General features: G+C 63.8%; 18 protein-coding genes. 4 read left to right on the top strand and 14 right to left on the bottom strand.

Translation table 11 applies throughout. The features are described from left to right. Positions 1 to 345 precede the first annotated feature (345 nt). The 3 genes from glgB to CXR03_RS16870 are packed head-to-tail and all read right to left on the bottom strand — an operon-like array spanning position 346 to position 7,918. Positions 346 to 4,119: a 1,4-alpha-glucan branching protein GlgB gene (gene glgB / locus CXR03_RS16880; RefSeq protein WP_104104892.1), complete on the bottom strand. Its 3,774-nt coding sequence runs from the start codon at positions 4,117 to 4,119 to the stop codon at positions 346 to 348. Then, positions 4,116 to 5,885: a maltose alpha-D-glucosyltransferase gene (treS, locus tag CXR03_RS16875; RefSeq protein WP_104104891.1), complete on the bottom strand. Its 1,770-nt coding sequence runs from the start codon at positions 5,883 to 5,885 to the stop codon at positions 4,116 to 4,118. Before treS ends, glgB begins: the two co-directional genes overlap by 4 nt. After that, positions 5,885 to 7,918: an alpha-1,4-glucan--maltose-1-phosphate maltosyltransferase gene (locus CXR03_RS16870; protein WP_104104913.1), complete on the bottom strand. Its 2,034-nt coding sequence runs from the start codon at positions 7,916 to 7,918 to the stop codon at positions 5,885 to 5,887. Before CXR03_RS16870 ends, treS begins: the two co-directional genes overlap by 1 nt. A gap of 209 nt (positions 7,919 to 8,127) precedes the next feature. On the opposite strand from CXR03_RS16870, the gene glgP reads away from it, so the two are divergent. After that, positions 8,128 to 10,752, top strand: coding sequence for an alpha-glucan family phosphorylase (gene glgP / locus CXR03_RS16865; RefSeq protein WP_104104890.1), 2,625 nt, complete (start codon positions 8,128 to 8,130; stop codon positions 10,750 to 10,752). 70 nt (positions 10,753 to 10,822) lie between these two features. Here the strand turns inward: glgP and glgX are convergent, their stop codons facing one another. The 6 genes from glgX to CXR03_RS16835 all read right to left on the bottom strand — a co-directional run bounded on the left by glgX (position 10,823) and on the right by CXR03_RS16835 (position 17,494). Beyond that, a complete protein-coding gene (glgX, locus tag CXR03_RS16860; RefSeq protein WP_104104889.1) occupies positions 10,823 to 12,934 on the bottom strand; it encodes a glycogen debranching protein GlgX in 2,112 nt (703 codons plus the stop codon). Between the two features lie 28 nt (positions 12,935 to 12,962). Then, a complete protein-coding gene (rlmB, locus tag CXR03_RS16855) occupies positions 12,963 to 13,964 on the bottom strand; it encodes a 23S rRNA (guanosine(2251)-2'-O)-methyltransferase RlmB (protein WP_104104888.1) in 1,002 nt (333 codons plus the stop codon). 124 nt (positions 13,965 to 14,088) lie between these two features. Further along, positions 14,089 to 15,543, bottom strand: coding sequence for a cysteine--tRNA ligase (gene cysS, locus CXR03_RS16850; RefSeq protein ID WP_104104887.1), 1,455 nt, complete (start codon positions 15,541 to 15,543; stop codon positions 14,089 to 14,091). Positions 15,544 to 15,581: 38 nt separating this feature from the next. Continuing rightward, the gene (gene ispF / locus CXR03_RS16845; RefSeq protein WP_104104886.1) at positions 15,582 to 16,094 is read right to left on the bottom strand and encodes a 2-C-methyl-D-erythritol 2,4-cyclodiphosphate synthase; all 513 of its coding nucleotides are present in this window, start codon (positions 16,092 to 16,094) and stop codon (positions 15,582 to 15,584) included. A 2-nt stretch (positions 16,095 to 16,096) separates the two neighbouring features. Further along, complete coding sequence (gene ispD / locus CXR03_RS16840) at positions 16,097 to 16,861, bottom strand: 2-C-methyl-D-erythritol 4-phosphate cytidylyltransferase (RefSeq protein WP_104104885.1); 765 nt, start codon at positions 16,859 to 16,861, stop codon at positions 16,097 to 16,099. A 150-nt stretch (positions 16,862 to 17,011) separates the two neighbouring features. After that, the gene (locus tag CXR03_RS16835) at positions 17,012 to 17,494 is read right to left on the bottom strand and encodes a CarD family transcriptional regulator (protein WP_104055910.1); all 483 of its coding nucleotides are present in this window, start codon (positions 17,492 to 17,494) and stop codon (positions 17,012 to 17,014) included. A 267-nt stretch (positions 17,495 to 17,761) separates the two neighbouring features. On the opposite strand from CXR03_RS16835, the gene CXR03_RS16830 reads away from it, so the two are divergent. Next, positions 17,762 to 18,355 (top strand): hypothetical protein, encoded by a 594-nt coding sequence (locus tag CXR03_RS16830; protein ID WP_104104884.1) that lies wholly within the window; start codon positions 17,762 to 17,764, stop codon positions 18,353 to 18,355. 144 nt (positions 18,356 to 18,499) lie between these two features. Here CXR03_RS16830 and CXR03_RS16825 read toward each other — a convergent pair whose 3' ends face one another. Both CXR03_RS16825 and CXR03_RS16820 read right to left on the bottom strand, forming a co-directional pair. Continuing rightward, positions 18,500 to 19,180: a response regulator transcription factor gene (locus CXR03_RS16825; protein ID WP_104055906.1), complete on the bottom strand. Its 681-nt coding sequence runs from the start codon at positions 19,178 to 19,180 to the stop codon at positions 18,500 to 18,502. Next, a complete protein-coding gene (locus tag CXR03_RS16820) occupies positions 19,177 to 20,409 on the bottom strand; it encodes a cell wall metabolism sensor histidine kinase WalK (RefSeq protein ID WP_104104883.1) in 1,233 nt (410 codons plus the stop codon). The genes CXR03_RS16825 and CXR03_RS16820 overlap by 4 nt, the downstream gene beginning before the upstream one ends. Positions 20,410 to 20,595: 186 nt before the next feature. Here CXR03_RS16820 and phoU point away from each other — a divergent pair, with 186 nt between their 5' ends. Then, a complete protein-coding gene (phoU, locus tag CXR03_RS16815) occupies positions 20,596 to 21,258 on the top strand; it encodes a phosphate signaling complex protein PhoU (RefSeq protein WP_104055970.1) in 663 nt (220 codons plus the stop codon). A 79-nt stretch (positions 21,259 to 21,337) separates the two neighbouring features. On the opposite strand, the gene CXR03_RS16810 is transcribed toward phoU, so the two are convergent. Further along, positions 21,338 to 22,090: a phosphoglyceromutase gene (locus CXR03_RS16810; protein ID WP_104104882.1), complete on the bottom strand. Its 753-nt coding sequence runs from the start codon at positions 22,088 to 22,090 to the stop codon at positions 21,338 to 21,340. A 234-nt stretch (positions 22,091 to 22,324) separates the two neighbouring features. Here CXR03_RS16810 and CXR03_RS16805 point away from each other — a divergent pair, with 234 nt between their 5' ends. After that, complete coding sequence (locus CXR03_RS16805) at positions 22,325 to 23,047, top strand: class I SAM-dependent methyltransferase (RefSeq protein WP_258073725.1); 723 nt, start codon at positions 22,325 to 22,327, stop codon at positions 23,045 to 23,047. A gap of 70 nt (positions 23,048 to 23,117) precedes the next feature. On the opposite strand, the gene CXR03_RS16800 is transcribed toward CXR03_RS16805, so the two are convergent. Together CXR03_RS16800 and CXR03_RS16795 are read right to left on the bottom strand one after the other, a co-directional pair. Further along, positions 23,118 to 23,438 carry a DUF2516 family protein gene (locus CXR03_RS16800; protein ID WP_104104880.1) on the bottom strand — a complete coding sequence of 107 codons (321 nt, stop codon included), beginning with the start codon at positions 23,436 to 23,438 and terminating at the stop codon, positions 23,118 to 23,120. 9 nt (positions 23,439 to 23,447) lie between these two features. Then, entirely contained in the window at positions 23,448 to 24,629 is a 1,182-nt protein-coding gene (locus tag CXR03_RS16795) for a PLP-dependent aspartate aminotransferase family protein (protein WP_104104879.1), read from the bottom strand. Positions 24,630 to 24,685 lie beyond the last annotated feature (56 nt).

Here is a 24,685-nt window from a genome sequence, read left to right as displayed (position 1 = left end):
CGGAAACAACCAGTTCAACCAATTAAAATAATTGGTATCAATAAACTTGGCACACTATTGAGTTCTCAAACAACAGACTGCTTCCGGCACCAACAGGCTCAGATCCAAGGATCTTCCGCTCTGCATCGCTCCGGAGCAACTTTTCAATCTTACCGCCCTGATCAGAGTCTGTCAAAACGGCTGCTCGCCCTTCCGGCGAACCGGATGGAGCCTAAGCTCCGTGACGCTCAGCTGTTCTCGTTGCCTCGATCAGCGCGGGTATTAACTCTAGCACGGTTTTGCGGCTGCGGTGAACCAGGCCCGGAGCGGCTGCGCCCCGGGCCTGGTCACCCTAAATTGCCCGGCTTAGACGTCCTTGGGCAACAGGTACAGCACACCCAACGGCGGTACAGTCAGCGTCGCCGAGGCGGGCTGTCCGTTGCAGGCTCCCTCTTCAGCGGTGACAACGCCCAAGTTGCCCACACCGGATCCGCCGAACTCGGCCGCATCCGTATTCAATGCCTCCACCCATTCGCCGGCCCACGGCAGGCCGAGCCTGAAGTTCTCATGCGGGGTGCCGGCAAAGTTGGCGATGCACACCAGGGGGTTGCCCTGATGGTCGTACCGGATAAAGGACAGTGCGTTGCGGGCGCCGTCGTTCTCGTTGATCCACTGGAATCCGGCCGGCTCGTTGTCGCGGTCGAAAAGAGCCGGTGTATTCCGGTAGATCTCGTTGAGCTGGCGGACCAGCAGCTGCACGCCCTTATGCTGCGGGGTGTCGGTGAGGAACCAGTCCAGACCGTACTGTTCCGACCATTCCGCTTCCTGGGCGAATTCCGTGCCCATGAAGATGAGCTGCTTACCCGGGTGTGCCCACTGGAACGCCAGATAGGCCCGAACATTGGCCAACTGCTGCCAGCGGTCGCCGGGCATCTTCCGCAGCAGCGAACCCTTGCCATGCACAACTTCGTCGTGGCTGATCGGCAACAGGAAGTTCTCCGTATAGGCGTAGACCAGGGAGAACGTCAGCTTGGCATGGTGGTACATCCGGTTGATGGGGTCCTCGGACATGTACTCCAGGGTGTCGTGCATCCACCCCATGTTCCATTTCAGGCCAAATCCCAAGCCTCCGCTACTGGTGGGCTGGGTAACGCCCGGGAACGCGGTGGACTCTTCCGCAATCATCACGATGCCGGGGACACGGCGGTACGCGGTGGCGTTGACTTCCTGCAGGAAGGAGATGGCCTCGAGATTCTCCCTGCCGCCAAAGGCGTTGGGACGCCACTGATCGGCGGGCCGGGAGTAGTCCAGGTACAGCATGGAGGCCACGGCATCCACCCGCAGGCCGTCGATGTGGAACTCTTCAAGCCAGTAGATCGCGTTGGCGACGAGGAAGTTGCGAACCTCCCGGCGGCCGTAATCGAAAATGAGCGTGCCCCAGTCGGGCTGCTCGCCGCGGAGCGGATCTCCGTGTTCGTACAGCGTCTGCCCGTCAAATTTGGCCAGCGCCCACTCGTCCTTGGGGAAGTGTCCCGGAACCCAGTCCAGGATGACGCCGATGCCCGCCTGATGCAGCTTGTCCACCAGATAACGGAAGTCGTCCGGATGCCCGAAGCGCGCAGTGGGAGCGAAGTAGGAGGTGATCTGGTAACCCCACGAGCCGCCGAACGGATGCTCAGCGACTGGCATGAACTCCACGTGGGTGAACCCCTGCCACTTCACGTATTCCGCCAACTGGTCCGCCATCTGGCGGTAGTCCAGGCCGAGGCGCCACGATCCGAGATGCACTTCGTAGACGCTCATGGGTGCATTGTGCGGGTCCCTTGCCGCCCGGGCTTCCATCCACTCCGCATCCTGGAACACATAGGTGGACTCCACCACCCGGGAACCGGTCAGCGGCGGAACCTCCGTGGCCTGGGCCAGGGGGTCGGCTTTGTCACGCCAGATTCCGTCGCTGCCGAGGATTTCATACTTGTAACGCGCGCCGGGTTCCACATCGGGGATGAACAATTCCCATACTCCGGAGCCGCCCAGGGAGCGCATGGCGTGAATCCTGCCGTCCCAGGCGTTGAAATCGCCCTTGACGCGCACCGCCTGTGCGTTGGGTGCCCAAACGGCGAAGCTGACGCCGTCGATATCACCGAGGACAGATTTGTAATGGTGCAGGTTCGCTCCAAGCACCGTCCACAGCTTCTCGTGCCGGCCCTCGCCGATGAGATGCAGATCTATCTCCCCCAGCGACGGCAGGAACCGGTACGGGTCGTCAAAGCGCTGCGCGCCAAGACCCTCGTAGGTCACTTCGAGCCGGTAGTCGGGAACCTGGCCCGGACGGTCAGCAGGAAGTGTGCCAACCCAAATGCCGTTGTACTCGTGCTGAAGCTCAACACGTGCGCCGGCAGTCACAGCGACTACCTGCTGGGCAAGGGGGCGCAGGGTGCGGATCGTCACGAGGCCCTGATCATCCACGTGGGCGCCCAGCACCGCGTGCGGCTGGTGATACCGGCCCTCGGACACGGCCTGCAGCACATCCGTGGAAACCGGCAGCGGGTTGCGGTGCGCGGGCACCACGGCAGCTTCGCCGGCGGCCGGTACGACGACGTCGTCCGCTTTCGCGGGCAGCGCGGGTTCCGAAGGACGGTTCCCCTTAGGAGCGGAGGGTGGAGTCTTAGTCACTGAATTCTCTTCCTGGCTGCTCGTTCCGTGGACCTGCCTGCGTGCCTGTTCCAGAATCTGCCGAACGGCAGCGACCGGCACGCGGACCCAGTCGGGGCGGTTGCGTATTTCGTAGACAACTTCGTAAAGGGCCTTGTCCAGCCACAGGGCAAGGTACAGCGGATCGCTGCGGTTGATCTGCGTGCCTGTTTCCTTCTCATAGCCGCGGAGAAAAGCTTCGGACGCCGTAGCGGCCCAGCGCGCGGCTTCCAAGCCGCGGCGCTGCTGATCTTTGGAACCGGCAGCGGCACCTTCTCCTGGGCCTTCGACGAGCGCCACTCCGGCGGCGTAGTCAATGGACCGGAGCATGCCCACCACGTCGCGCAGCGGCACATCCGGAACGCTGCGCTCAGCGGCCGGCCGCAGCGGCTCTCCTTCAAAGTCCAGCACCATCCAGCCATGGGTGCCTGATTTCAGGACCTGGCCCAAGTGGTAATCAGAGTGGATGCGCTGGAGGTTGGGCAGCTTTTCGAGGTTGCTGATCTGCCGGAGCAGGTACTCCAGCGGTTCGTCGTACTCCCCCACATAGCTCCGGGCTTCTTTCCAGGCCCAGCGGATCCGGTTTTCAAGGGACTCGAGGAAATTGGAGCGTTCCGCCGCACTGGGAGGCTCGCTGCCGAAAGCCTGTGCCAGCTGCTGGTGGATGCGCCCGGTGACTGCCCCCAGCTCTTCAGCCTCGGCGGTGAAATCGGAATTCGCCAGGGCGGCAGCGGAAGCGGGGCGCCAGGCATCTTCACTGTTGGGGATGAACTCGCGCAGGACGCTGAGGTCCCCGGCGACCCAGGCGCCGTCGTCGGCCAGCGGATCCCGCCAGCTCCCCGTCACCCAGCCAAAGGTGGTCGGCACGTCGGCGGAACCCATGGCAGTGAGCTTGGCGCTGACCTGTACATCGGGGCTTTCTCCCGCGGCGAGGACCCGATAGAACTTGATAATCAGCTGGTTGGGCCGGGCGGGCACCACCACGGAAGTGTTGGATTGCTCGCCCTTCATCAGCTTGGCATCCACAACGCTGTCAAAGGGCGGCCAATCGGCAAATCCGGCCAACGCGATGCCGTGGGTGTGGCCGTCCACCGAGGACGACTGCGAACGCATCAGTTCCAGCCACGCCGTAACGAAAACCGGATCAGCAGTGCCGTCATAGAGCCAGCGCTCTCCCAGCTCGGCATGCTGGGCACGTCCGAGCAGCGAATCGGCCAGTTCGGGCACCGGGGTGCTGTGATAGCTCACGGGGACGTTGATGACGTCCGTTCGATGACCCGAGCTCACGGCGATGAGGTGGACTTCCAGTTCCACGGCCCCCGCCGGGTCTTCCAAGCGGATGCCGCCCACCCTGTCCAGGGAAATTTCGCGGCCCTTCGCGGGGAACCAGCGCTGCTGCGGCAGCCAGGCGGTCAGGAGTTCAGGCAGCGACGGAGTCAACTGGCTCATTTCTTCACGGCCTCCGAAATGGGAATGAGGGGAATCGCTTCGGTCTGGGGCGAGGAAGTGTTTGATTTCGGAGAGCGCAGGCGCAGCCAGTAGAAATCGTGGCTGCCCAGGGTCAGGGTGACGGAACCGTCCGCCCCGAAGGCCGGGAACGGGGTACCGCCAAAGGCGTCACGCAACCCGCGGCCGGCAAACTCGGGCAGGCTCACCGTGGCCGAAACCGGGTGCTGGGAGAGGTTGAAAATGCAGAACATGACCTCTCCCACCTCGCCTTCGGGATTATCCGCCGGCAGTTCGCGCAGGAACGCCAGGACGGACTCCGCCTCGGTGGGCACATTCCGGTAGGAACCGAGCCCGAACGCGGGGTGGGTCCTGCGGACCATGATCATCTGGCGGATCCAGTGCAGGAGCGAGCTGGAACTCGCCAGCTGGGCTTCCACGTTCACGTGGTTGTAGTGGTAGACCAACGACTGCACCACGGGCAGGTACAGCTTTCCGGGATCCGCGGTGGAGAAGCCGGCGTTGCGGTCCGGGTTCCACTGCATTGGGGTGCGCGAGGCGTCACGGTCCTCAAGCCAGATGTTGTCTCCCATCCCGATTTCGTCGCCGTAGTAGAGGAACGGGCTGCCGGGAAGCGAAAGCAGCAGCGCATGGATCAGTTCCACTTCCGAACGGGAGTTGTCCAGAAGCGGCGACAGCCGCCGGCGGATGCCGACGTTGGCCCGCATGCGTGAATCCGGTGCGTACCAGCCGAGCATCGCCTGGCGCTCCTCGTTGGTGACCATTTCCAAGGTGAGCTCATCGTGGTTGCGCAGGAAGGTTCCCCATTGGGCACCCGCCGGAATGTCCGGGGTTTCCTCCATCGTCTGCACAATGGGCGCAGCCTTCTGGTCGCGCAGCGCGTAGAAGAGGCGGGGCATGATCGGGAAGTGGAACGCCATGTGGCATTCAGGCCCGGTTTCGTCGCCGAAGTACTCCACGACCTCATGCGGCATCTGGTTGGCCTCCGCCACGATGACGCGTCCGGGGTAGTTTTCATCCACCATGGTGCGCAGGTCCTTGAGGAAGCGGTGCGTCGCCGGAAGGTTCTCGCAGTTGGTGCCGTCCTCCTCAAACAGGTAAGGAATGGCATCGGCACGGAACCCGTCAATGCCCTGGTCGAGCCAGAACCGGACGACGTCGAAGATCGCCTCAACCACCTTGGGATTCTCGAAGTTGAGATCCGGCTGGTGGCTGAAGAAACGGTGCCAGTAGAACTGCCGCCGCACGGGGTCAAAGGCCCAGTTGGACTCTTCGGTGTCCACGAAGATGATGCGTGCGTCTTCATACTTCTGGTCCGTGTCGGACCAGACATAGAAGTCGCCGTAGGGGCCGTCCGGATCACTGCGGGATTCTTCGAACCACGGATGCTTGTCCGAGGTGTGGTTCAGCGGAAGGTCAATGATCACGCGCACGCCGCGGGCGTGGGCTTCAGCCACCAGCCGCTTGAAGTCGCTGATGGTTCCGAACTCGTCCAGGACATCGTAGTAATCAGAGATGTCGTATCCGCCGTCCCGAAGAGGGGACTTAAAGAACGGGGGAAGCCAGAGGCAGTCAACGCCGAGCCACTGCAGATAGTCGAGTTTGTCGATCAGGCCCGTGAAGTCACCGGACCCGTCCCCGTTGGCATCCGCGAAGCCGCGCACGAGCACTTCATAGAAAACTGCTTTGCGGTACCAGTGCGGGTCATTTGTGAGACCTGGGGCGTGCAGCTGAAACGGGTTGGGCACTAGGAGTTCCTCCGAACTGACAGGATGTGTGCAGGTTCAAAATGGGCGTCCAGCCGGACATAGTTGTGAGCTCCCCAGCGCCAGCTCTGGCCGCTGAGAAGATCATCCACCCAGAAGGTTCCGTCGTCGTTGAAGTCCTTCGGATCAAGGTGCAGTGCCCCCAGGTCCAGCGACACGCTACACTCCCGGGCGCTGTGCGGGTCCGTGTTCACCACGATAATCAGGGTGTCCCTGCTGGCGGGGTCCCCGGGGCGGACCTCCTTGTGCTTGGAGTACACCACGATTGACTCGTCCGTGCTGGAATGCACCGTCAGGTTCTGCAGGTCCCCCAGCGCCGGATGTGTGTGCCGGATTTCGTTCAACCGGGTGATGTACGGGGCCAGGCTCCTGCCCTCCGCCTCCGCCGCGGCGAAGTCACGCTCCTTGTACTCGAACTTTTCGTTGTCGATGTACTCTTCGGCACCGGGACGGGCCACATGCTCAAACAACTCGTAGCCGGCGTAAACGCCCCAGAGCGGACTGGCCGTGGAGGCCAGAACGGCCCGGATCTTAAAGGCCGCCGGTCCACCGTACTGCAGGAACTCGGTCAGGATATCCGGAGTGTTTACGAAGAAGTTCGGCCGGAAGAATGCCGCCGTCTCAGACGAGACCTCGGTGAAGTACTCCTCCAGCTCCTTGCGGGTGTTCCGCCAGGTGAAGTACGTGTAGGACTGCTGGAATCCGGCCATGCCCAGGGCATGCATCATGGGCGGGCGGGTGAATGCCTCGGCCAGGAAAATGACCTCCGGATGCTTTTCATTGACCGTCTTTATCAGCCATTCCCAGAACATCAGGGGCTTGGTGTGCGGATTGTCCACGCGGAAAATCTTGACGCCGTGGCCAATCCACATCAGGACGATCCGCAGGATCTCCTCCGACAAGCCGGTGAAGTCGTTGTCGAAGTTCAGGGGATAGATGTCCTGGTACTTCTTCGGCGGGTTTTCGGCGTAAGCGATTGTGCCGTCCACGCGTGTGGTGAACCATTCCGGATGGCTGGTCACCCAGGGATGGTCCGGGGACGCCTGCAGGGCAAGGTCGATAGCCACTTCCAGACCCAGTTCACGGGCCGTGTCCACGAACGCGTCGAAGTCCTCGAAGCTGCCCAGGTCCGGATGAATGGCGTCATGGCCGCCCTCGGCGGAACCGATGGCCCAGGGGGAGCCGGGATCTCCGGGGCCGGCGACAAGCGTGTTGTTGGGCCCCTTCCGGTGGGTCACGCCGATTGGATGCACCGGCGGAAGGTAGATCACGTCAAAGCCCATGTCCGCTACCCGCTGCAGACTGCGCGCGGCAGTGCGGAAGGTCCCGGAAGTCCATTCCCGGGTTGCGGGATCCAGTTTTGCGCCCTCGGAGCGCGGAAAGAACTCGTACCAGGCGCCACGGCCGGCAAGCTCACGCTCAACGTGGAGGGGAAAACGGGGGCTGCTGGTCACCAGATCGCGGATCGGTTCCCGGTCGAGGACCACAAGAACGGCATCGGAAGCTGCTGCCGCCAGGCGGTCCTCCACGGGCAGACCGGTGTCGGCGAGCGCTGCTGCCGCAGCCTCAAGAATCCGTGCACTGTCACCGGCGCGCTCCTGCGCGGCATCCCGGAACAGGGCAGCCCCTTCCGCGAGCATCAATTCTGTGTCCACGCCGGCCTTGATCTTCACTTCAGCGTTGTGGTGCCAGGTGGAGTACAGGTCAGCCCAGCCTTCGACGGCGAAGCTCCAGGAGCCGGTGCCTTCTGGCCGGAGCAAACCGCCCCACCGGTCCAGGCCGATGCCCACCGGGTGCATCCGCACCCGCTGTATCTCGGTGCCTTCGGGGTCATACAGCACTGCGCTGACGCCCACAAGGTCATGGCCTTCACGGAAGACCGTGGCCCCGATGACGAGGTCCTCACCCGGTATGGCTTTGGCCGGAATGCGGCCGCATTCAACCACCGGGGTCACGTTGATGATGGGAATCCGGCCGAACCGGAGTTCCTCAGCGGGCAGGTCATTGGATGGCATCGCACTGGAACTGGTCACAGACTAGACGTTAGCGACATTCTGGGCAGAATGCTAAGGCAGCGTACTTTCTGGAGTTTTCCCGCAGGTGGCGCCGGGTATTGGCGAGTTTTTCGCGCAGCACCGACACAGAGACTTAATTGGCAGAAATCTAACAGATTCCAAGCACTACCCATGCCATTCGGGGTTCGTTTTGCGCTAGCGTAACTCGGGTGAAGGCAATTCGAAGGTTTACCGTCCGAACCGTCCTCCCCGACAGCATTGCTCCCCTGAGTAAGCTGGCCTCAAACCTGAGGTGGTCATGGCATGAGCCCACCACCCGGCTCTTCGCCGACCTTGACCCGGAGGCTTGGAAGGCCAGCGGGCATGACCCGGTCAAGTTCCTCGGGTCAGTGAGCCGCGGCAGCCTCGAACGGCTGGCACAGGACGCTGAACTGGTTCAGCGCATCCAGGATCTCGGTGCCGATCTGGATGCCTATCTGACCGCCCCGCGCTGGTATCAAACACTGGGCGAAGACGCACCGCGTGCCGTGGCGTATTTCTCCCCCGAGTACGGCATCAGTGCCGTCCTGCCCCAGTACTCCGGCGGTCTGGGCATCCTTGCAGGCGACCACCTCAAGTCGGCCTCGGATCTGGGTGTCCCCCTGATAGCGGTCGGCCTGCTCTACCAGGCCGGGTACTTTAAGCAGGCGCTGTCCCGCGACGGCTGGCAGCTGGAAACCTACCCTGTGCTGGATCCCAACGGCCTGCCGCTGACACTGCTGCGCGAAGAAGACGGCACCCCCGCCCGGGTCAACCTCCCGCTGCCCAACAACCGCCGGCTTTCCGCGCAGATTTGGCGTGCCGACGTCGGACGCGTTCCGCTGCTGCTGCTGGACTCGGACGTTACCGGCAACGACGACGCCGCCCGCGGCATTACGGACCGGCTCTACGGCGGCGGCGGAGACCACCGCCTGCAACAGGAGCTTTTGCTGGGCATGGGCGGCGTCAAGGCGCTGCGGGTTTACGAGCGCCTGTCCGGCACGGCGGCCCCTGAGGTGTTCCATACCAACGAAGGCCATGCCGGCTTCCTGGGCGTCGAACGCATCCGCGAACTGATGGACAACGGCATGGGCTGGGAAGAAGCCCTGACCGCAACCCGTGCCAACACTGTCTTCACCACTCATACTCCCGTCCCGGCGGGCATTGACCGCTTTGACCAGTCCCAGATCCGGCATTTCTTCAGCGCCGGGCTGGCGCAGTCGGTCCCGACGGACAAGGTCCTCGCCCTGGGTGCTGAAAGCTACGACGGCGGTGATCCCGGCAAGTTCAACATGGCAGTAATGGGTCTTCGCCTGGCCCAGCGTGCCAACGGCGTGGCCAAGCTGCACGGAAAGGTGTCTCGTGAAATGTTCTCGGGCCTGTGGCCCGGGTTCGATGTCTCCGAAGTGCCCATCACCTCGGTGACCAACGGCGTGCACGTGCCCTCCTGGGTTGATCCGGAAGTCACCAAACTGGCCCGCGAGAAGTTCGGTGTTGCCACGGTTCACGACCGCGACTGGAGCCGGGCCTACGAGATCAGCGACAGAGATCTGTGGGACCTTCGGCGCCGACTGCGTTCCAACCTGATCGATGACGTGCGCCGCCGGGTGCGTGCCGCCTGGCGCAAGCGCGGTGCCACCGATGCCGAGCTTGCCTGGACCGATAACGTGTTGGACCCGGACATCCTTACCATCGGGTTCGCCCGGCGGGTCCCCACTTACAAGCGTCTGACCCTTATGCTCCGGGATCCCGCCCGGCTGAAAGCCCTCCTGCTGCATCCCACCCATCCGCTTCAGGTGGTGGTTGCCGGCAAATCGCATCCCGCCGATGAGCAGGGCAAGCGCATGATCCAGGATCTCGTCCGGTTTACCGATGACCCGGAGGTCCGGCACCGCATTGTGTTCCTCCCCAACTACGACATCGCCATGGCACGCACGCTGTTTCCCGGCTGTGACGTGTGGCTGAACAACCCGCTGCGGCCGCTGGAGGCATCCGGCACCTCGGGCATGAAGTCTGCGATCAACGGAGGACTGAACCTCTCGATCCTGGACGGCTGGTGGGACGAGATGTTCGACGGCGGCAACGGCTGGGCCATCCCCTCCGCCAACCCGACCCAGGGAGCGCGCACGAGGGAGGTTTACGGACCGGACCAGCGCGATGATTTGGAAGCGGCAGCGCTGTATGACCTGCTGGAAAACGCCGTGACGCCCATGTTCTATGGAAAGGAACCGCCCGCGGAGGCTGGTTCCGCCGGCCCTTCGGATGCACCGACAGGCTCCCTGCCAAGCGAATGGCTGGAAATGGTCAAGCACACGCTGGCCGACTTGGGTCCGGCGGTGTCTGCGAACCGCATGCTGCGCGACTACGTGAACCGGCTCTACCGCCCCGCCGGACAGTCCGGGCGTGCTGCTTCCGCCAACGGGTACGCAGCAGCGAAGGAACTGGCGGAATGGATCACCCGAATCCGTGACGGCTGGTCCGCTGTCTCGGTGGAACATGTGGATTCCATCGGCATCACCGATGACCCGCAAATCGGCGACCAGCTGAAAGTGCAGGCCTACGTATCACTGGGCTCCCTGCGTCCGGAGGACGTTAGCGTGGAAGTGGCTTACGGCAAGGCCCTGGAAAATGACCAGCTGGCGGACCCGCGGACCGAGGAGCTGGTTCAGGCCGAGGACCTCGGCTCTGGCCGCCACATGTTCTCCGGCACGATCGGCATTGAGCAGGCCGGCCCCTTCGGGTACACCGTGAGGGTGCTTCCGGTGCACGCAGGGCTGGCTTCCAAAGCGGAACTGGGGCTGGTGGCCAACGCCTAGTTGGCCCTTCCGGCATCTGGGCGACACCCAGATGCCGGTACGGGCTCATCTAGGCCCGGTACGGGCTCCCCTAGGCCCGGTACAGGCTCACTGAGTTGGCCGGCAGGATGTCCTTCTCCCCTCCGCGCAGCCGCAGGCCGGTGCGCTCCTGCGCATCGGCGGCTGTGCTCAGCAGCAGTTCATAGGAGTGGTTTTCATCGCGGGCTGCGCCTGATCCTTCCAGGGCCTGAGCCTCGGGCAGGGTGAATTCGGTATCCTCCAGCGAGCCGTTCAGGACCATGAGCCCCCTCAGCATCCCGTTCCGGGAGCTCACCAGCAGCTGGACCACCCGGGAGCTTGGATCCTCCCACCTGTCCAGCGCCATGGGCTGGCCGTAAACATCGAACCACAGCAACGATGCTTCGTTGGCGTCCGCCGGGAAGCGGTACGGCTGCGAGGCGAGGAACTCATGGCGCAGGCGCAGCAATGTGCGCGTGGTTGCCAGCATCCGGCGGCCGCCCTCGCCCAGGTTCCAGTCCAGCCACGTGAGGGGGCTGTCCTGGCAGTACGAGTTGTTGTTGCCCTGCTGCGTGCGCCCAAGTTCATCGCCGGCCGTGATCATGGGAACTCCCAGGGACATCAGCAGGGTCGCCATGATATTCCGGGCGCTCTGCGCCCTTCGGGCCAGGACATCCCCGTCCGGGGTGGGGCCTTCGACACCGTGGTTGTAACTGCGGTTCTCACTGCTGCCGTCCCGGTTGTCTTCGCCGTTGGCCTCGTTGTGCTTGAGCTCGTAGGACGTGAGGTCCGCCAGCGTGAAACCGTCATGGGCAGTAACCATGTTGATTGAAGACAGCGCGGTGCGTCCGGATCCGGCGAACACATCTGCCGACCCTGCGAGCGAACCGGCGATCCGTGCCACCGAGCTTCCAATGCCGCCGGCGTCCAGCGCGGCTTGATCCCGGAGCCAAAAGTCCCTGGTGGTGTCACGGAACCGGTCATTCCATTCGGCCCAGCCGGGCGGAAAGTTTCCGGTCTGCCACCCGTCGGGCCCAATGTCCCAGGGCTCGGCGATGAGCTTGATCCCCTGGAGCACGGGATCAGCCGCGACTGCCACCAGGAACGGATGCCGGCGGTCAAAACGGCCGTCTTCATCGCGGCAGAGCGCAGGGGCAAGATCAAAGCGGAACCCGTCCACCTGATAGTCCTGGACCCAGTGGCGCAGCGAGTCCAGGGTCATTTGGATTACCCGCGGTTGACTGAAATCCAAGGTGTTGCCGCAGCCGGTGGTATCCAGATAGCGGCCTTCGCCGTCGTGCCGGTAATACTGTTCATCGCCCAGTCCCCTCCAGCTCAGCGCCGGCTGGTCCTTGGTGCCTTCGGCCGTGTGGTTGTAGACAACATCCAGGATGATCTCAAGGCCGGCCTCGTGCAGGGATTTGATCATGGTTTTGACCTCGTCCTGCACCGCCTTGGGCCCTGCCGCCTGCGCTGCCTTGGTGGCGTAGGCGGTGTGCGGGGCGAAGAACCCAAGGGTGTTGTAGCCCCAGTAGTTGCTCAGGTTGAGCTCACGCAGATGGGCTTCGTCGGTGTGAAAGTGCACCGGCAGCAGCTCCACCGCGGTGATGCCAAGCTCTTTGAAGTAATTGACCATCACGGGATGCCCCATGCCGGCATAGGTGCCGCGCAGCTCCTCGGGGATGTCCGGATGGAGCATCGTCTGTCCCCGGACGTGGGCCTCGTAGATGACGGTGTCGCGCCACGGGATATGAGGCTGGCGTGCGACGCCCCAGTCAAAGGACGGATCCACATGGACGGAGAAGAACAGGGGGACGCCGTCCGGATGCGGAACTTCGTCAATTCCGCGGCCGTAGGGGTCCAGCAGGAGCTGGAAGCTGCCGGGCCTGCCCGGCAGCTCCTTTCCCGCCGGCCAGAATCCGTAACGGCTGCCGTAGGACAGACCGCTCACGCGGCCGTGGTGGATTCCCGCAACGGATTCACCCAGGGGCGCCGAGGACCAGTCTCCCGGCGCCCTTTCAAAATGGATCTCGACGCCGGTGAGACCGGGTGCGTAAACAGAGACATTGGCGGTTCCCGGCACCTCATCAACACCGGGAACGGAATTCCTCACGCCAAGGGGAAAGGGCCGTGAAACCCGCCGCGCGGCGGCTTGGCCCTGCTTAATGCTGGTCAAGTCTGCCATGCTGCCTCCGGGATGACTCCGCCTTGGATCAGGCGGAACGCTGCCGTGAAATTTCGTACAAACTGATGCCTACCGCCATGGAGGCGTTGAGTGACTCCATGGCCGAATCAATGGGGATGGACACAATCTGGTCGCAGTTTTCGCGGACCAGGCGGGACAGTCCCTTGCCCTCGGAACCAACGACAATGCAGACCGGGTCCTTGGCCAGGACGATGTCCGGGAGCGACACGTCGCCGTCGCCATCCAGGCCCAAGACAAAGATGCCCATTTTCTTGAAGGTCTTCAGGGTGTTGTTCAGGTTGCCTGCGCGGGCCACCGGAACGCGGACGGCTGCACCGGCGCTGGTCTTCCACGCGGACGCAGTCATGCCCACCGCGCGGCGTTCCGGAACAACAACGCCGTGGGCGCTGAAGGCGGACGCGGAGCGGATGATGGCACCCAGGTTACGAGGATCGGTAATGCCGTCCAGCGCCACAAACAACGGTGCGTTGCGGATGTGGCCCTTCTTCCAGGCCTCGATCGTTTCTGCTGCCAAATCCGTGGGGTCAGCGTATTCATACGGCGGGATCTGCAGCACGAGGCCCTGGTGCACGGCCTCGTTGGTCATGCGGTCCAGCTCGGGCTTGTGTGTTTCCATCACGGGCAGGCCGCGGTCGGCCGCCATCTTGAGGGATTCACGCACGCGGTCATCCATGTCGATCCGGACAGCGACGTGCAGCGCCTTGGCGGGAATGCCTGCGCGCAGGGCCTCCACCACTGAGTTGCGGCCGGTGACGACTTCCTCAGCCACCTTGCCGCGGACGTTGGTGCCGCTGCGGCCGCCGGCGGCACGGTTGTCGCGGGAATCCCCGCGTTTGGCTGCCGAACGCTCGGAGAGCTGCTTGTTCTTAAACGCCTTGTGGTAGGGGCGGTCTTCGGCTTTGGGCGTGGGTCCCTTGCCCTCAAGAGCCTTGCGGCCCAATCCACCGGTGCCCCCGCTGGGGCCCTTTTTGGCTTTACGCATTGCGCCGGGACGTCCGTTGTTGGCCATCGATTACACCTTAAACCTAGAAGAAAGCATTACTTCTAGTTTACGCAGGCTCACGGGCCTGCGTGTTCCACGCCCCGCAGTGTACTCCGAAAGCAAACATTCCAGTCTCACCCTCTGGACGGAATCAGCCCTGGGCCATACTCCAACTGGCGCCGTCTGCGGTGTCTTCCACGGTGATGCCCGCGGCTGCGAGCGAATCCCGAATGGCGTCTGCGCGGGCCCAGTCCTTGGCAGCGCGGGCGGCCCGCCGCTCTTCCAGCTGCGATTGGACCAGTGCGTCCAGGGCCCGGTGTTCGGCGCCCGTGCCTGTTTGCGGCTGCCGGACGTCATCCAGGCCGAGAACACCCGTCATGGTCAGCACCGCATGCAGCGCCTCACGGACGGCGTCGGTATTACCCTCGGCCAGGGCGGTGTTTCCGGCACGGACGGTGTCGTGCAGCGCTGCCAGCGCCTGCGGAACGTTGAGATCGTCATCCATGGCCTCGGCGAAGGCCGCCGGCATGGCATCGGTGTTCAGGACAAAGGCATAGGTTCCGGCGCCGTATACCTTGGCGTGCGCCTTGGCGATAAACCCGTCGATCCGCTCCACGGCGGCTGCTGCCTCCTGCAGAGAGGTGGGCCGGTAGTCCAGCACCGACCGGTAATGCGCCTGGCCCAGGTAATACCGCACTACCCGGGGCGTTGCTTCGGCCAGCATGTCCGCCGGGCTCACCGTGTTGCCGATGGACTTGGACATTTTTTCGCCCTCGAAGGTGACCATGCCGTTGTGCATCCAGAAGTTTGCGAAGCCGTCGCCGGCTGCCTGCGACTGGGCCATCTCGTTCTCGTGGTGCGGGAAGCGCAGGTCCAGTCCGCCGCCGTGAATATCGAACTGCGGGCCAAGGTACTTGGTGACCATGGCCGAGCATTCCAGATGCCAGCCGGGCCGGCCCTTCCCCCAGGGGCTGTCCCAGGCAGCCGTCTGGGGCTCGCCCTCCTTGGAGCCTTTCCACAGTGCGAAGTCGCGCGGATCGCGCTTGCCGCGGGGGCCGGCGTCGGGCGCTGCCTGCATGTCGTCAATATTCTGCCGGGTCAGCGACCCGTACTTGTTCCAGGACCGGACGTCGAAGTAGACGTCGCCGGAATCATCCAGCGCCGGATAGGCGTGGCCAGCCTCGATCAACCGTCCAATCAGCGCATGCATTTCCGGGATATGGCCGGTGGCGCGGGGTTCGTAGGTGGGCCGCTGGACGCCGAGGGTGTCATAAGCCTTGGCGAATTCCTGCTCGAAGCGGTAGGCCAGCGCCCACCAGGGTTCGTTGGGAACGACGTCGGCGGAGGGTTCGGCACCCATGGATTCGGCGGACTTGGCCAGGATCTTGTCATCAATGTCCGTCACGTTGCGGACCGTGGTGACCCGGTAGCCGCGGAACTGCAGCCAACGGGTGAGCTGGTCAAAGGCAATGGCGGAGCGGATATGCCCCACGTGCGGCCGGCCCTGCACAGTGGCGCCGCAGTAATACAGGCTGACCTCGCCCTCCTTCAAGGGAACAAAGTCACGGACCTGCGCGGAAGCGGTGTCATAAAATCTCAAGCTCACCGGTCTAGGCTATCGCGCCGGGACGCCTCCGCGGCGATCTAGATGTCGCGCAGGGACTCATGCGCCAATACGACGACGGCGGTTGCCACGGCTGCGATGCCCTCGCCGCGTCCCGTGAACCCGAGAGCATCGGTGGTGGTTGCGGAAACGCTCACCGGTGCGCCGGCTGCACCGGAGAGCACTGCTTCAGCCTCTGCGCGGCGCGGGGAGAATTTGGGCCGGTTACCGATCAGCTGCACCGCCACGTTGCCGATCTCAAACCCGGCGCTGCGGACAATCCGGGCGGCTTCGCCCAGCAGCGTCAGCCCCGGGGCCCCCGCATATTCAGGCCGATCTGTACCGAAGTGGGTACCCAGGTCCCCGAGACCGGCGGCGGAAAACAGGGCGTCCGCCGCCGCATGGGCCACCGGATCGCCGTCGGAATGGCCCGCAAGCCCACGCTCGCCGTCCCAGAGCAGTCCTGCCACCCATAGGGGACGCGGGGCGTCGACGGGAGCGAACGCATGGACGTCCACACCGATGCCGGTGCGGGGAAGGTTCACTGCGGGCATGGTCAGTCCTCCTGACGATTCTGTTCCTGAGCCAGTACTGCTTCGGCCAGAAGCAGGTCCAGCGGCGTAGTGATCTTGAGGGATGTCTGAGAGCCTTCGACAACGTAAACCACTGCTCCGAGGGATTCAACGAGCATGGCGTCGTCGGTGACTGCTGCGGCCTGTGCGGCGTCGAAGCTTTCAGCTGCCGAATGAGCGCTGCGCAGCAGCGCGGCGTCAAAACCCTGGGGCGTCTGTACAGCTCTAAGCGCGGAACGGTCGGGGGTGCCCGTCACAGTCCGTGAGGCGATGCCTGCCTGCCCGGGCGCTGTCGGCGCGGTTGACTTGATGGTATCGGTGACGGGAACGGCAGGGATGACCGCCTCCGCGCCCGCGGCCAAGGCTGCTGCGACCCGGTGGAACACCTCAGGCGGAGTGAGTGGCCTGGCTGCGTCATGGACCAGGACCGAGTCGATGTCCGCGGGAAGGGCCTGCAGGGCAGCCCGAACAGAGTGGGCACGGGTTTCTCCGCCGTCAACTACGGCAAGCGGGACGCTCATCCCGGCTTCAGCGCAGAGGGAACGCAAAACCGTGTCCCCTGACGGAACTGCAACGCTGACCGCGGCGGCAACCCCGGATGCTTCTACACCCCGCAGTGCCCGGGTCAACAGCGCGACGCCGGACAGCGGCACTTGGGCTTTGGGAATTCCGTAGCCCAGCCTTTGGCCGGAACCGCCCGCCACGAGAATGACACCGATGCGTTGACGGGATGAAGTGGTTGTTGGCACCCCTTCAGCCTAGTGCCCCTCGGCCGGGCAGCGCATTCGGGCACCAGGCCCGGGAGCCGGGCATGAAAGACGCCCTTTAACGACAAAATGCCGGTCCCAAAGGACCGGCAGCGTGCCGTAGGTGCTGCGTTCTATCTTGGATGCTGCTGCTTAGCTTGCCAGGACCTTGTCCAGAACAACTGCGGCCTGATCCTCGTCCGTCTTTTCGGCCAGCGCAAGTTCTGAAATCAGAATCTGGCGGGCTTTTGCGAGCATGCGCTTTTCCCCGGCGGAGAGCCCACGGTCGTGGTCGCGGCGCCACAGGTCACGAACGACCTCTGCCACCTTCACCACGTCACCGGAAGCCAACTTCTCCAGGTTCGCCTTGTAGCGGCGCGACCAGTTGGTGGGTTCTTCAGTGAGCTCGGCCCGCAGCACGTCAAAAACATGCTCCAAACCTTCTTTGCCCACTACGTCCCGAACCCCAACGAGGTCGACGTTCTCAGCCGGTACTTCTATGGTCAGATCACCCTGTGCCACCTTAAGCTTGAGATACATTTTCTCTTCGCCCTTGATGGTCCGCATCTTGATCTCTTCGATCTTCGCGGCACCGTGGTGAGGGTAAACAACTGTTTCGCCAACCTCAAAAACCATGTGGACTTTCCCCTTTCCCAACCTCTAGTTTACCATGTGTGCGACACGCGGAGTAGAGTTTTCGCAGGTCAGGTAGTCGATCGTCATCAGGCTGACTATTATTCGGACCCTATTTCCCATTCCCACCTGCGGCGATGCGTCTTCCTGGGCCCAGCTTTACGTCCCCCGCAACGGGCCAAAATCCAACATTTTGAGGGTTTGCCGATAGGCTAGGCACAAAAGAAACGCCGCCGGTCGAGAGACCGCAATACCCCAGGAGTTTGTGCTGTGAGATTCACACCCAAGAACCGGGCGCAGCGAGCAGCTGCCGCCGGTGTAATTGCGCTGGCCGTACTGGGAGTTTCCAGCTGCAGCGCCGTGAACGAGCAGGCAACGGTGCGCGAGTACTCCCCGTCTGACGGAATCGTCGAAAACGTCGGAGACGTGGAGCTGCGCAACATCCTGATGGTCAGCAACGGCGACGGCGAAGAAGGCCGCCTCCTGGGCACAGTGGTGAACGCCTCCTCCGAGGACGTTGAATTCTCGCTGGCCACCGGCGGCACCACCCTTACCTGGAACATTGAAGCCGGAGACAAAGTGGTCTTCGAAGACGCAGCTGCCGCCGAGGTGACTGTGCCGAACGTGGATGTGAAGCCGGGAACCGGGCTGCGCGGCGACGCCGGCAACGGCACCGAGACCGTCGAAGTGAACATCCCGGTTGTTGACGGAACCCTGGCTGACTACCGCGAGTACCTGCCGACGCCGTCGGCTGTGCCCTCGGACGTTGCCACCATGGTTCCCTCCGACGAGGCCGGCGCTGAGCAGGACACAGGCGTTGACACCGGAGTTGCGGAAACGCCTGCACCGGTGCAGACCAACTAGTTCATCAGCTTGTGCCGGCGCTATGCCGGCAGGGATAAGGGATCATGGCCGCGGGGCCTGGTCCCTTTTTCCGTGTGCGACGTTTCCCGTGCGCGACGGATGTTCCGAGTCGGGCACCACGGCGTTCCGGGCTCCGTGAGCCGGTCAGGCTTCGAACTTGTAGCCCAGCCCACGCACCGTCACCAGGTGGCGGGGCAGCGACGGATCCGGTTCGATCTTCCCGCGCAGCCGCTTGACGTGCACGTCAAGTGTTTTGGTGTCACCTACGTAGTCCGCGCCCCACACCCGTTCAATCAGCTGGCCGCGGGTCAGAACGCGGCCGGAATTGCGAAGAAGCAACTCGAGCAGCTCAAACTCCTTGAGCGGCAGCGGCACGTTCTCTCCGTTGACGCTGACCACGTGGCGGTCCAGATCCATGCGCACGGGTCCTGCCTCAACGGAGGGCCCGGACAGTTCCCCGCTGTCGCTCCGGCGGCGCAGCACTGCCCTGACACGGGCCAGCAGTTCGCGGGAGCTGTAGGGCTTGGTGACATAGTCGTCAGCCCCCAGTTCCAGGCCCACGACTTTGTCGATCTCTCCGTCCAGCGCTGTCAGCATGATGATGGGGACGTCGGATCGCTGGCGGAGTTGCCGGCAGACTTCAGTGCCGGATTGGCCCGGAAGCATCAAGTCCAGCAGCACGAGGTCCGCGCCGCGCCGGTCGAATTCCGTTACGGCATCATTACCGTTGTCCACGACCTGGACCTCGAAACCTTCCCGTTCCAGAAGATAGGACAGCGGGTCGCTGAAGGACTCTTCGTCTTCAACCATCAAGATCCTGCTCAAGCACTGACTCCTTGTTCGCGCGTTCCTCCGCCGGCCGGCGGGGTTGCCTTCCGTGCACGGGCGCCGGCGGCGTCCGATTGCTGCTGCCTCTCCGCGGACGGCTCAGCGGACTCCATCTCCGGCAGCCGGACCGTGAAGGTGGAACCCTGCCCCGGCTGGGACCAGAGGTTTACTTCCCCGCCGTGGTTGGAGACGACGTGCTTGACGATGCTCAAACCCAGGCCGGTGCCGCCGGTGTGCCGTGACCGGGCACTGTCGATGCGGTAAAAACGCTCAAAAATCCGTTCCTGGTCCTCGGGGTTGATCCCCGGGCCCTGGTCGGTAACCGAAACCTGCGCCATACCGTCGCGGGACCGCAGGCCGATACCCACCCGGCTCCCCTCCGGCGAATATCGGATGGCGTTGTCGATCAGGTTACGGAAGGCCGTGGTCAGCATCTTCGCGTCGCCATAGACAGCGCCGTCAACGGAGCCGCCGACGACGACGGTTGTCTTGCGGTTCTCGGCCGGCAGCCGGTTGGCTTCCACCGCCTCGGCAACGAGCTGATTCAGGTCCACCTCACGGGCCCGGTCCACCATGTCGGTGCTTTGCAGGCGTGAGAGTTCGATGATGTCCTGGACCAGCGACGTGAGCCTCGCGGATTCCTTGCTCATTCTGGCCGCAAATCGCCGCACTGCTTCTTCGTCACCTGCGGCGTCATCCAAAGCTTCGGAAAGCAGCGAGATTGCTCCCACGGGGGTCTTCAACTCATGGGATACGTTGGCGACAAAGTCATTGCGCACCTCTTCGGTGCGGGCGATTTCGGTGTGGTCGTCCGCGAGGATGAGGATGTACTCCTCCCCCACAGTTGCCACTCGAACCTGCAGGATGGTGCTGCCCTGGCCCAACGGTCCACGCTGCAGCTCCAACTGCCGTTCCTCAATGACTCCGTCACGCCGGACCCGGGAGGTCATAGCCAACAGTTCGGGAGGCACGAGGGTGTGCCCCCGGACCAGTCCCAAAGCGTAGGCACCCGGACTGGCCCGCACCACGCCGTCGACCGCGTCCACCACGATGTACGCCCGGCCAATGGCGGCCAGCACTTCCGCTGCTCCGTTGGGGATGGCCGGGTCATCGTTTGCGGCAAGCTCTTGGCGCTGGCGCCGGCTGGACACATACGCAAGCACACCGGAAACGCCCACGGCCAGGCCGAGGACCCCGGCAATCAGGCCCAGCAATACAGGATTCACTCTCCTAGCTTAGGCTGACCGCGGAAATGCGGGAGGCTTCTCCGGTGGCATAAGCTGATCCGTTAAACTAACGTTCATCAAAAGAAGCCCAACCGTTAACCGTCAACTGAAATCCTGCCAGTATGGCCGCGATCAACAGCTGCGGACAACCAGGGCAGGATGCTGCACAACCGAAAGGACGCCGAAGTGCGTAAGGTTTTTCAAGCCGAGCTTCATCAGATTGGCGAAGAGCTAACCCAGATTTCCGAGCTCGTCACCGAAGCGATGCAGAAAGCCACCGCAGCCTTCGAAGGCGCCGACACTGAACTGGCGCAGGATGTCATTGCCGCCGACGCGCGCATCGATTTCCTTCAGAATGATCTCGATGAGCGGGCCATCGATGTCCTCGCACTGCAGGGGCCGGTGGCCAGCGACCTGCGCATGATCGTGGGCTCCCTGCGGATGAGCGCCTCACTGGAGCGGATGGGTGACCTGGCGCGGCACATCGCCCAGCTGGCACGCCTGCGCTACCCCGAGCATGTGGTGCCCGAGCCCATGGTGGAAACCTTCAGCGAGATGGCGCGGCTGGACATCCGTATTTCCGAACTGCTTACGGAGCTGCTCGAGACGCGGAACCTGGAACTGAGCAATGACATCTACGCCTGCAATAACCGGATCAACGAGCTCCACGCCGGCGTCTTCAAGGCCATTGCTTCGCCGGACTGGAACGTGTCCGCGGTCAGCACCGTTGACCTCACCCTGGCCAGCCGCTACTTTGAGCGCTTCGCGGACCACGGCGTCTCGGTCACCCGGAAGGTTAATTACCTGGTGACCGGTGAGTGGCAGCCGATGTCCGAGTCCAGCCGCTAAACATCGAGGAACAACAGCAAAGGGCGGCCCCGCGGGGCCGCCCTTTGCTGTTGTTCCAAGCAGAAACCGGGAAAGACGCTTACTTCTTCTTGCCCTGGTTGGCCACGGCCTTGATGGACGCCGCTGCGGCCTCCGGATCCAGGTACGTGCCGCCGGCCTTGACCGGCTTGAGGTTTTCATCCAGTTCATAAACCAGCGGGATGCCCGTGGGAATGTTGACGGCTGCGATATCCGTGTCGCTGATGCCGTCCAGATGCTTGACCAGGGCGCGCAGCGAGTTGCCGTGCGCGGCGATCATGACCGTCTTGCCCGACTTGATATCGGCGGAGATGTCCGACTCCCAGTACGGCAGGAACCGCTCCAGGACGTCCTTGAGGCACTCGGTTCGCGGCAGCTCGTCCTGCGACAGATCGGCGTAGCGCGGATCATGTGCCTGCGAAAAATCGCTGTCATCGGGCAGGGGCGGCGGCGGGGTGTCATAGGACCGGCGCCAGAGCATGAACTGCTCCTCGCCGTATTCCGCCAGGGTCTGGGCCTTGTCCTTGCCCTGGAGGGCACCGTAGTGCCGCTCGTTCAGGCGCCAGCTGCGCTTTACATCGATCCAGATGCGGTCCGCTGCGCCCAGGGCAATGTTGGCGGTGTTGATCGCACGCTGCAGCCGCGAGGTGTAGAGGATGTCGGGGAGGATGTCCGCTTCCACGAGCAGCTCGCCGCCGCGGAGCGCTTCGGCCCGGCCGAGGTCCGTCAGATCCACGTCCACCCAGCCGGTGAACAGGTTCTTTTCATTCCATTCGCTCTGGCCGTGGCGCAGAAGGATCAGTTTGTAAGTCATATATGTCATCGTAACGGAGGACACCGCACCGGGGGCAGGGTTGCGTCCTGGCGGCCAACGTTACGGCTTACTTTGGGTGCCTGAGTGCCCCTAGACCCTCCTGCGGCACGGCGTCAGTCCGTTGCCCGGTCCGGGGACCCGGTTGCGGACAAGTAGCATTGTTTAGTGCAAAAACTGCAGAAACCCGTAGGAAATGTGACCAGGGGCACTACAAACCCCAACAGACTACGACGGGTGGACCGCTGGTTGGCCGGTCCTCAGGGATGGCGGCTGCGCAGAGCGGCAGACCCGCTGATTGTTGACCTCGGTTACGGGGCCGCCCCGACCACCGCCGTCGAGCTCCATGCCCGCCTGGGGCGGGTCCGTCCCGACGTCGAGCTCATGGGTATTGAAATTGACGCGGCCCGGGTGCGCGCGGCGAAGCCCCTGGAACGGGACGGCCTCTCCTTCCGGCAGGGCGGCTTCGAATTGCCGGCGGATGGACGGCGGCCGGTCATGGTGCGGGCGTTTAACGTGCTCCGGCAGTATTCGGAGGACGAATACCGGGCACACTGGGACATGGTTCTCTCGCGGCTCGCTCCCGGCGGCATCTTCGTGGACGGGACCTGTGACGAGATTGGCCGGCGCTCCACATGGGTGGAACTGGATTCCAACGGGCCGGTGTCCCTGAGTATCTCCCTGCGCTTTGGTGCTTTTACGCTGCCCTCGGACGTGGCCGAGAGGTTGCCCAAAGCTTTGATCCACCGCAACGTCCCGGGCGAAAAAGTCCACGCCCTGCTGCAGGCCATGGACCAGGCGTGGCTGGCGGCAGCGCCCCAGGCCTCCTACGGCAACCGGCAGCGCTGGCTGGCAATGTGCGCGGACCTGCGTGCCTCCGGCTGGCCGCTGATGACCGGCCCGGCCCGCTGGCGGCTGGGCGAAATCACCGTCGCGTGGGACGCCGTCGCCCCGAGCTGAGCCGCCGGGGTCCCGATCGGCTCCGCCGGACGCCGGCTAGGCGCGCCGTTTGAGCGTGTTTGGAGCCGCGTTACCAGCGCCCGTAGGGGCCGGAGTTTCCGCGGCCGGAACCGCTGACCGAAGGCTTGACGTCAGCCAAGTAGACGCATGCTGCCACCAGAGCCGCCAGGGTGAAGGGCAGCAGCGCGCCGGGGGTAAGGGAGCTGAACACTCCGACAGCCGTAGCGGCACCGGTCATGCCCAGCCAAAAGCCCTTGGTCCGCTTGTCCGCAGCCTCGAACATTTGCGGCTTGCGGCGCAGCGCGTCCGAAAAGGCCCACAGCGCAATGATCAGCGTAGCCAAGCCGAGGACTTGGTACAGGATGGGCTCAAGAAGCAGAACGGCAATCACCGTTTCAGCCTACCTTGCCAGCGCTTGGGACAGGTCCGACCAGAGGTCCTCGGCGTTCTCGATGCCCACCGAGAGCCGCAGCAGGTTCTCCGGCACCGAATGCGGCTCCCCCGGCTGGCGCCGCCGGCGCTCAATCAGTGATTCCACTCCGCCCAGCGAAGTGGCCGGGAGCCACAAACGAACCTTATCTGCCACGGCTTCCGCAGCCTCGGCCCCGCCGGCAACTTCGATGCACAGGATGGAACCGAACCCGTCCATCTGCTTGACGGCGCGTTCATATCCGGCGTCCCCGGGCAGGCCCGGGTAGCGGACCGCTTCCACTGCCGGATGTCCGAGCAGCCGGTCCGCCAGCAGGCCCGCCGTGGTCTGCGATCTTTCGATCCGGAGCGCCAGGGTCCGCAGCCCGCGCAGCGCCAGCCACACCTCAAAGGGTCCCGCGATGGCGCCGTGCAGCGAGCGGTGGTTGTGCAGCCGGGCGCGGAGGTCCTCATCCGAGGTGGCCAGTGCTCCAAGGATTACGTCCGAGTGCCCGGCAAGGTACTTGGTGACCGAGTGGAGGACGACGTCGGCACCCAGGTCCAGCGGACGGGTTACCAGGGGCGTGGAAAAGGTATTGTCCGCGACCACGAGCGCACCGGCGTCATGCGCGGCGCGGGCCAGCACATCGATCTCAGCGACCTCAAGCATCGGATTGGTGGGGCTTTCAATCCACAGCATGTCCGCCGGCCGGGAGGTTCCGGACTCCCCGGATGAACCCTGCAGGGCAGCCAGCACCTGCTCCGTATCCGCAATGTCCACGGTCCGGACGGTGAAACGTCCGTTGGCTGCCTCTTCCGCGGCGAGGAGCAGGGAACCCTGATAGCTGTGCTGCGGCATCACCAGGATTCCGCCGGCGGGAACCAGCGACAGTGCGGCAGCCACGGCGGCCAGGCCCGACGAAAAGACCAGGGCCGGCAAAGCTGCTCCTTCAAGCTCTGACAGGACCGTTTCAAAGGGGTCCCAGGTGGGGTTGGAAAACCGTCCGTACACCCGGTCGCCGGGAGCCGGAGTCCCTGCGCCGTGGAAAGTGGAGGAAAGCACAATGGGCGGGTTGACCGGGGCATCAGGCTCACGCGGCGGGCGCCCCGCGGACACCACTACGGTGTCCGGTGAAAGGTTCGCTGTCCAGTGGTGGTTCGGCGCTTGGCTCATGGGAACAGCCTAATGCGCTGATTCGGGATAGGTCCGCGCATTACGTTCACGCAGGC

Source organism: Arthrobacter sp. 08Y14, assembly GCF_002929455.1.
Classification (GTDB): Bacteria; Actinomycetota; Actinomycetes; order Actinomycetales; family Micrococcaceae; genus Arthrobacter_B; species Arthrobacter_B sunyaminii.
The sequence above is the reverse complement of the archived record's forward strand: the minus strand, read 5'-3'. Positions and strand labels throughout refer to the sequence as shown.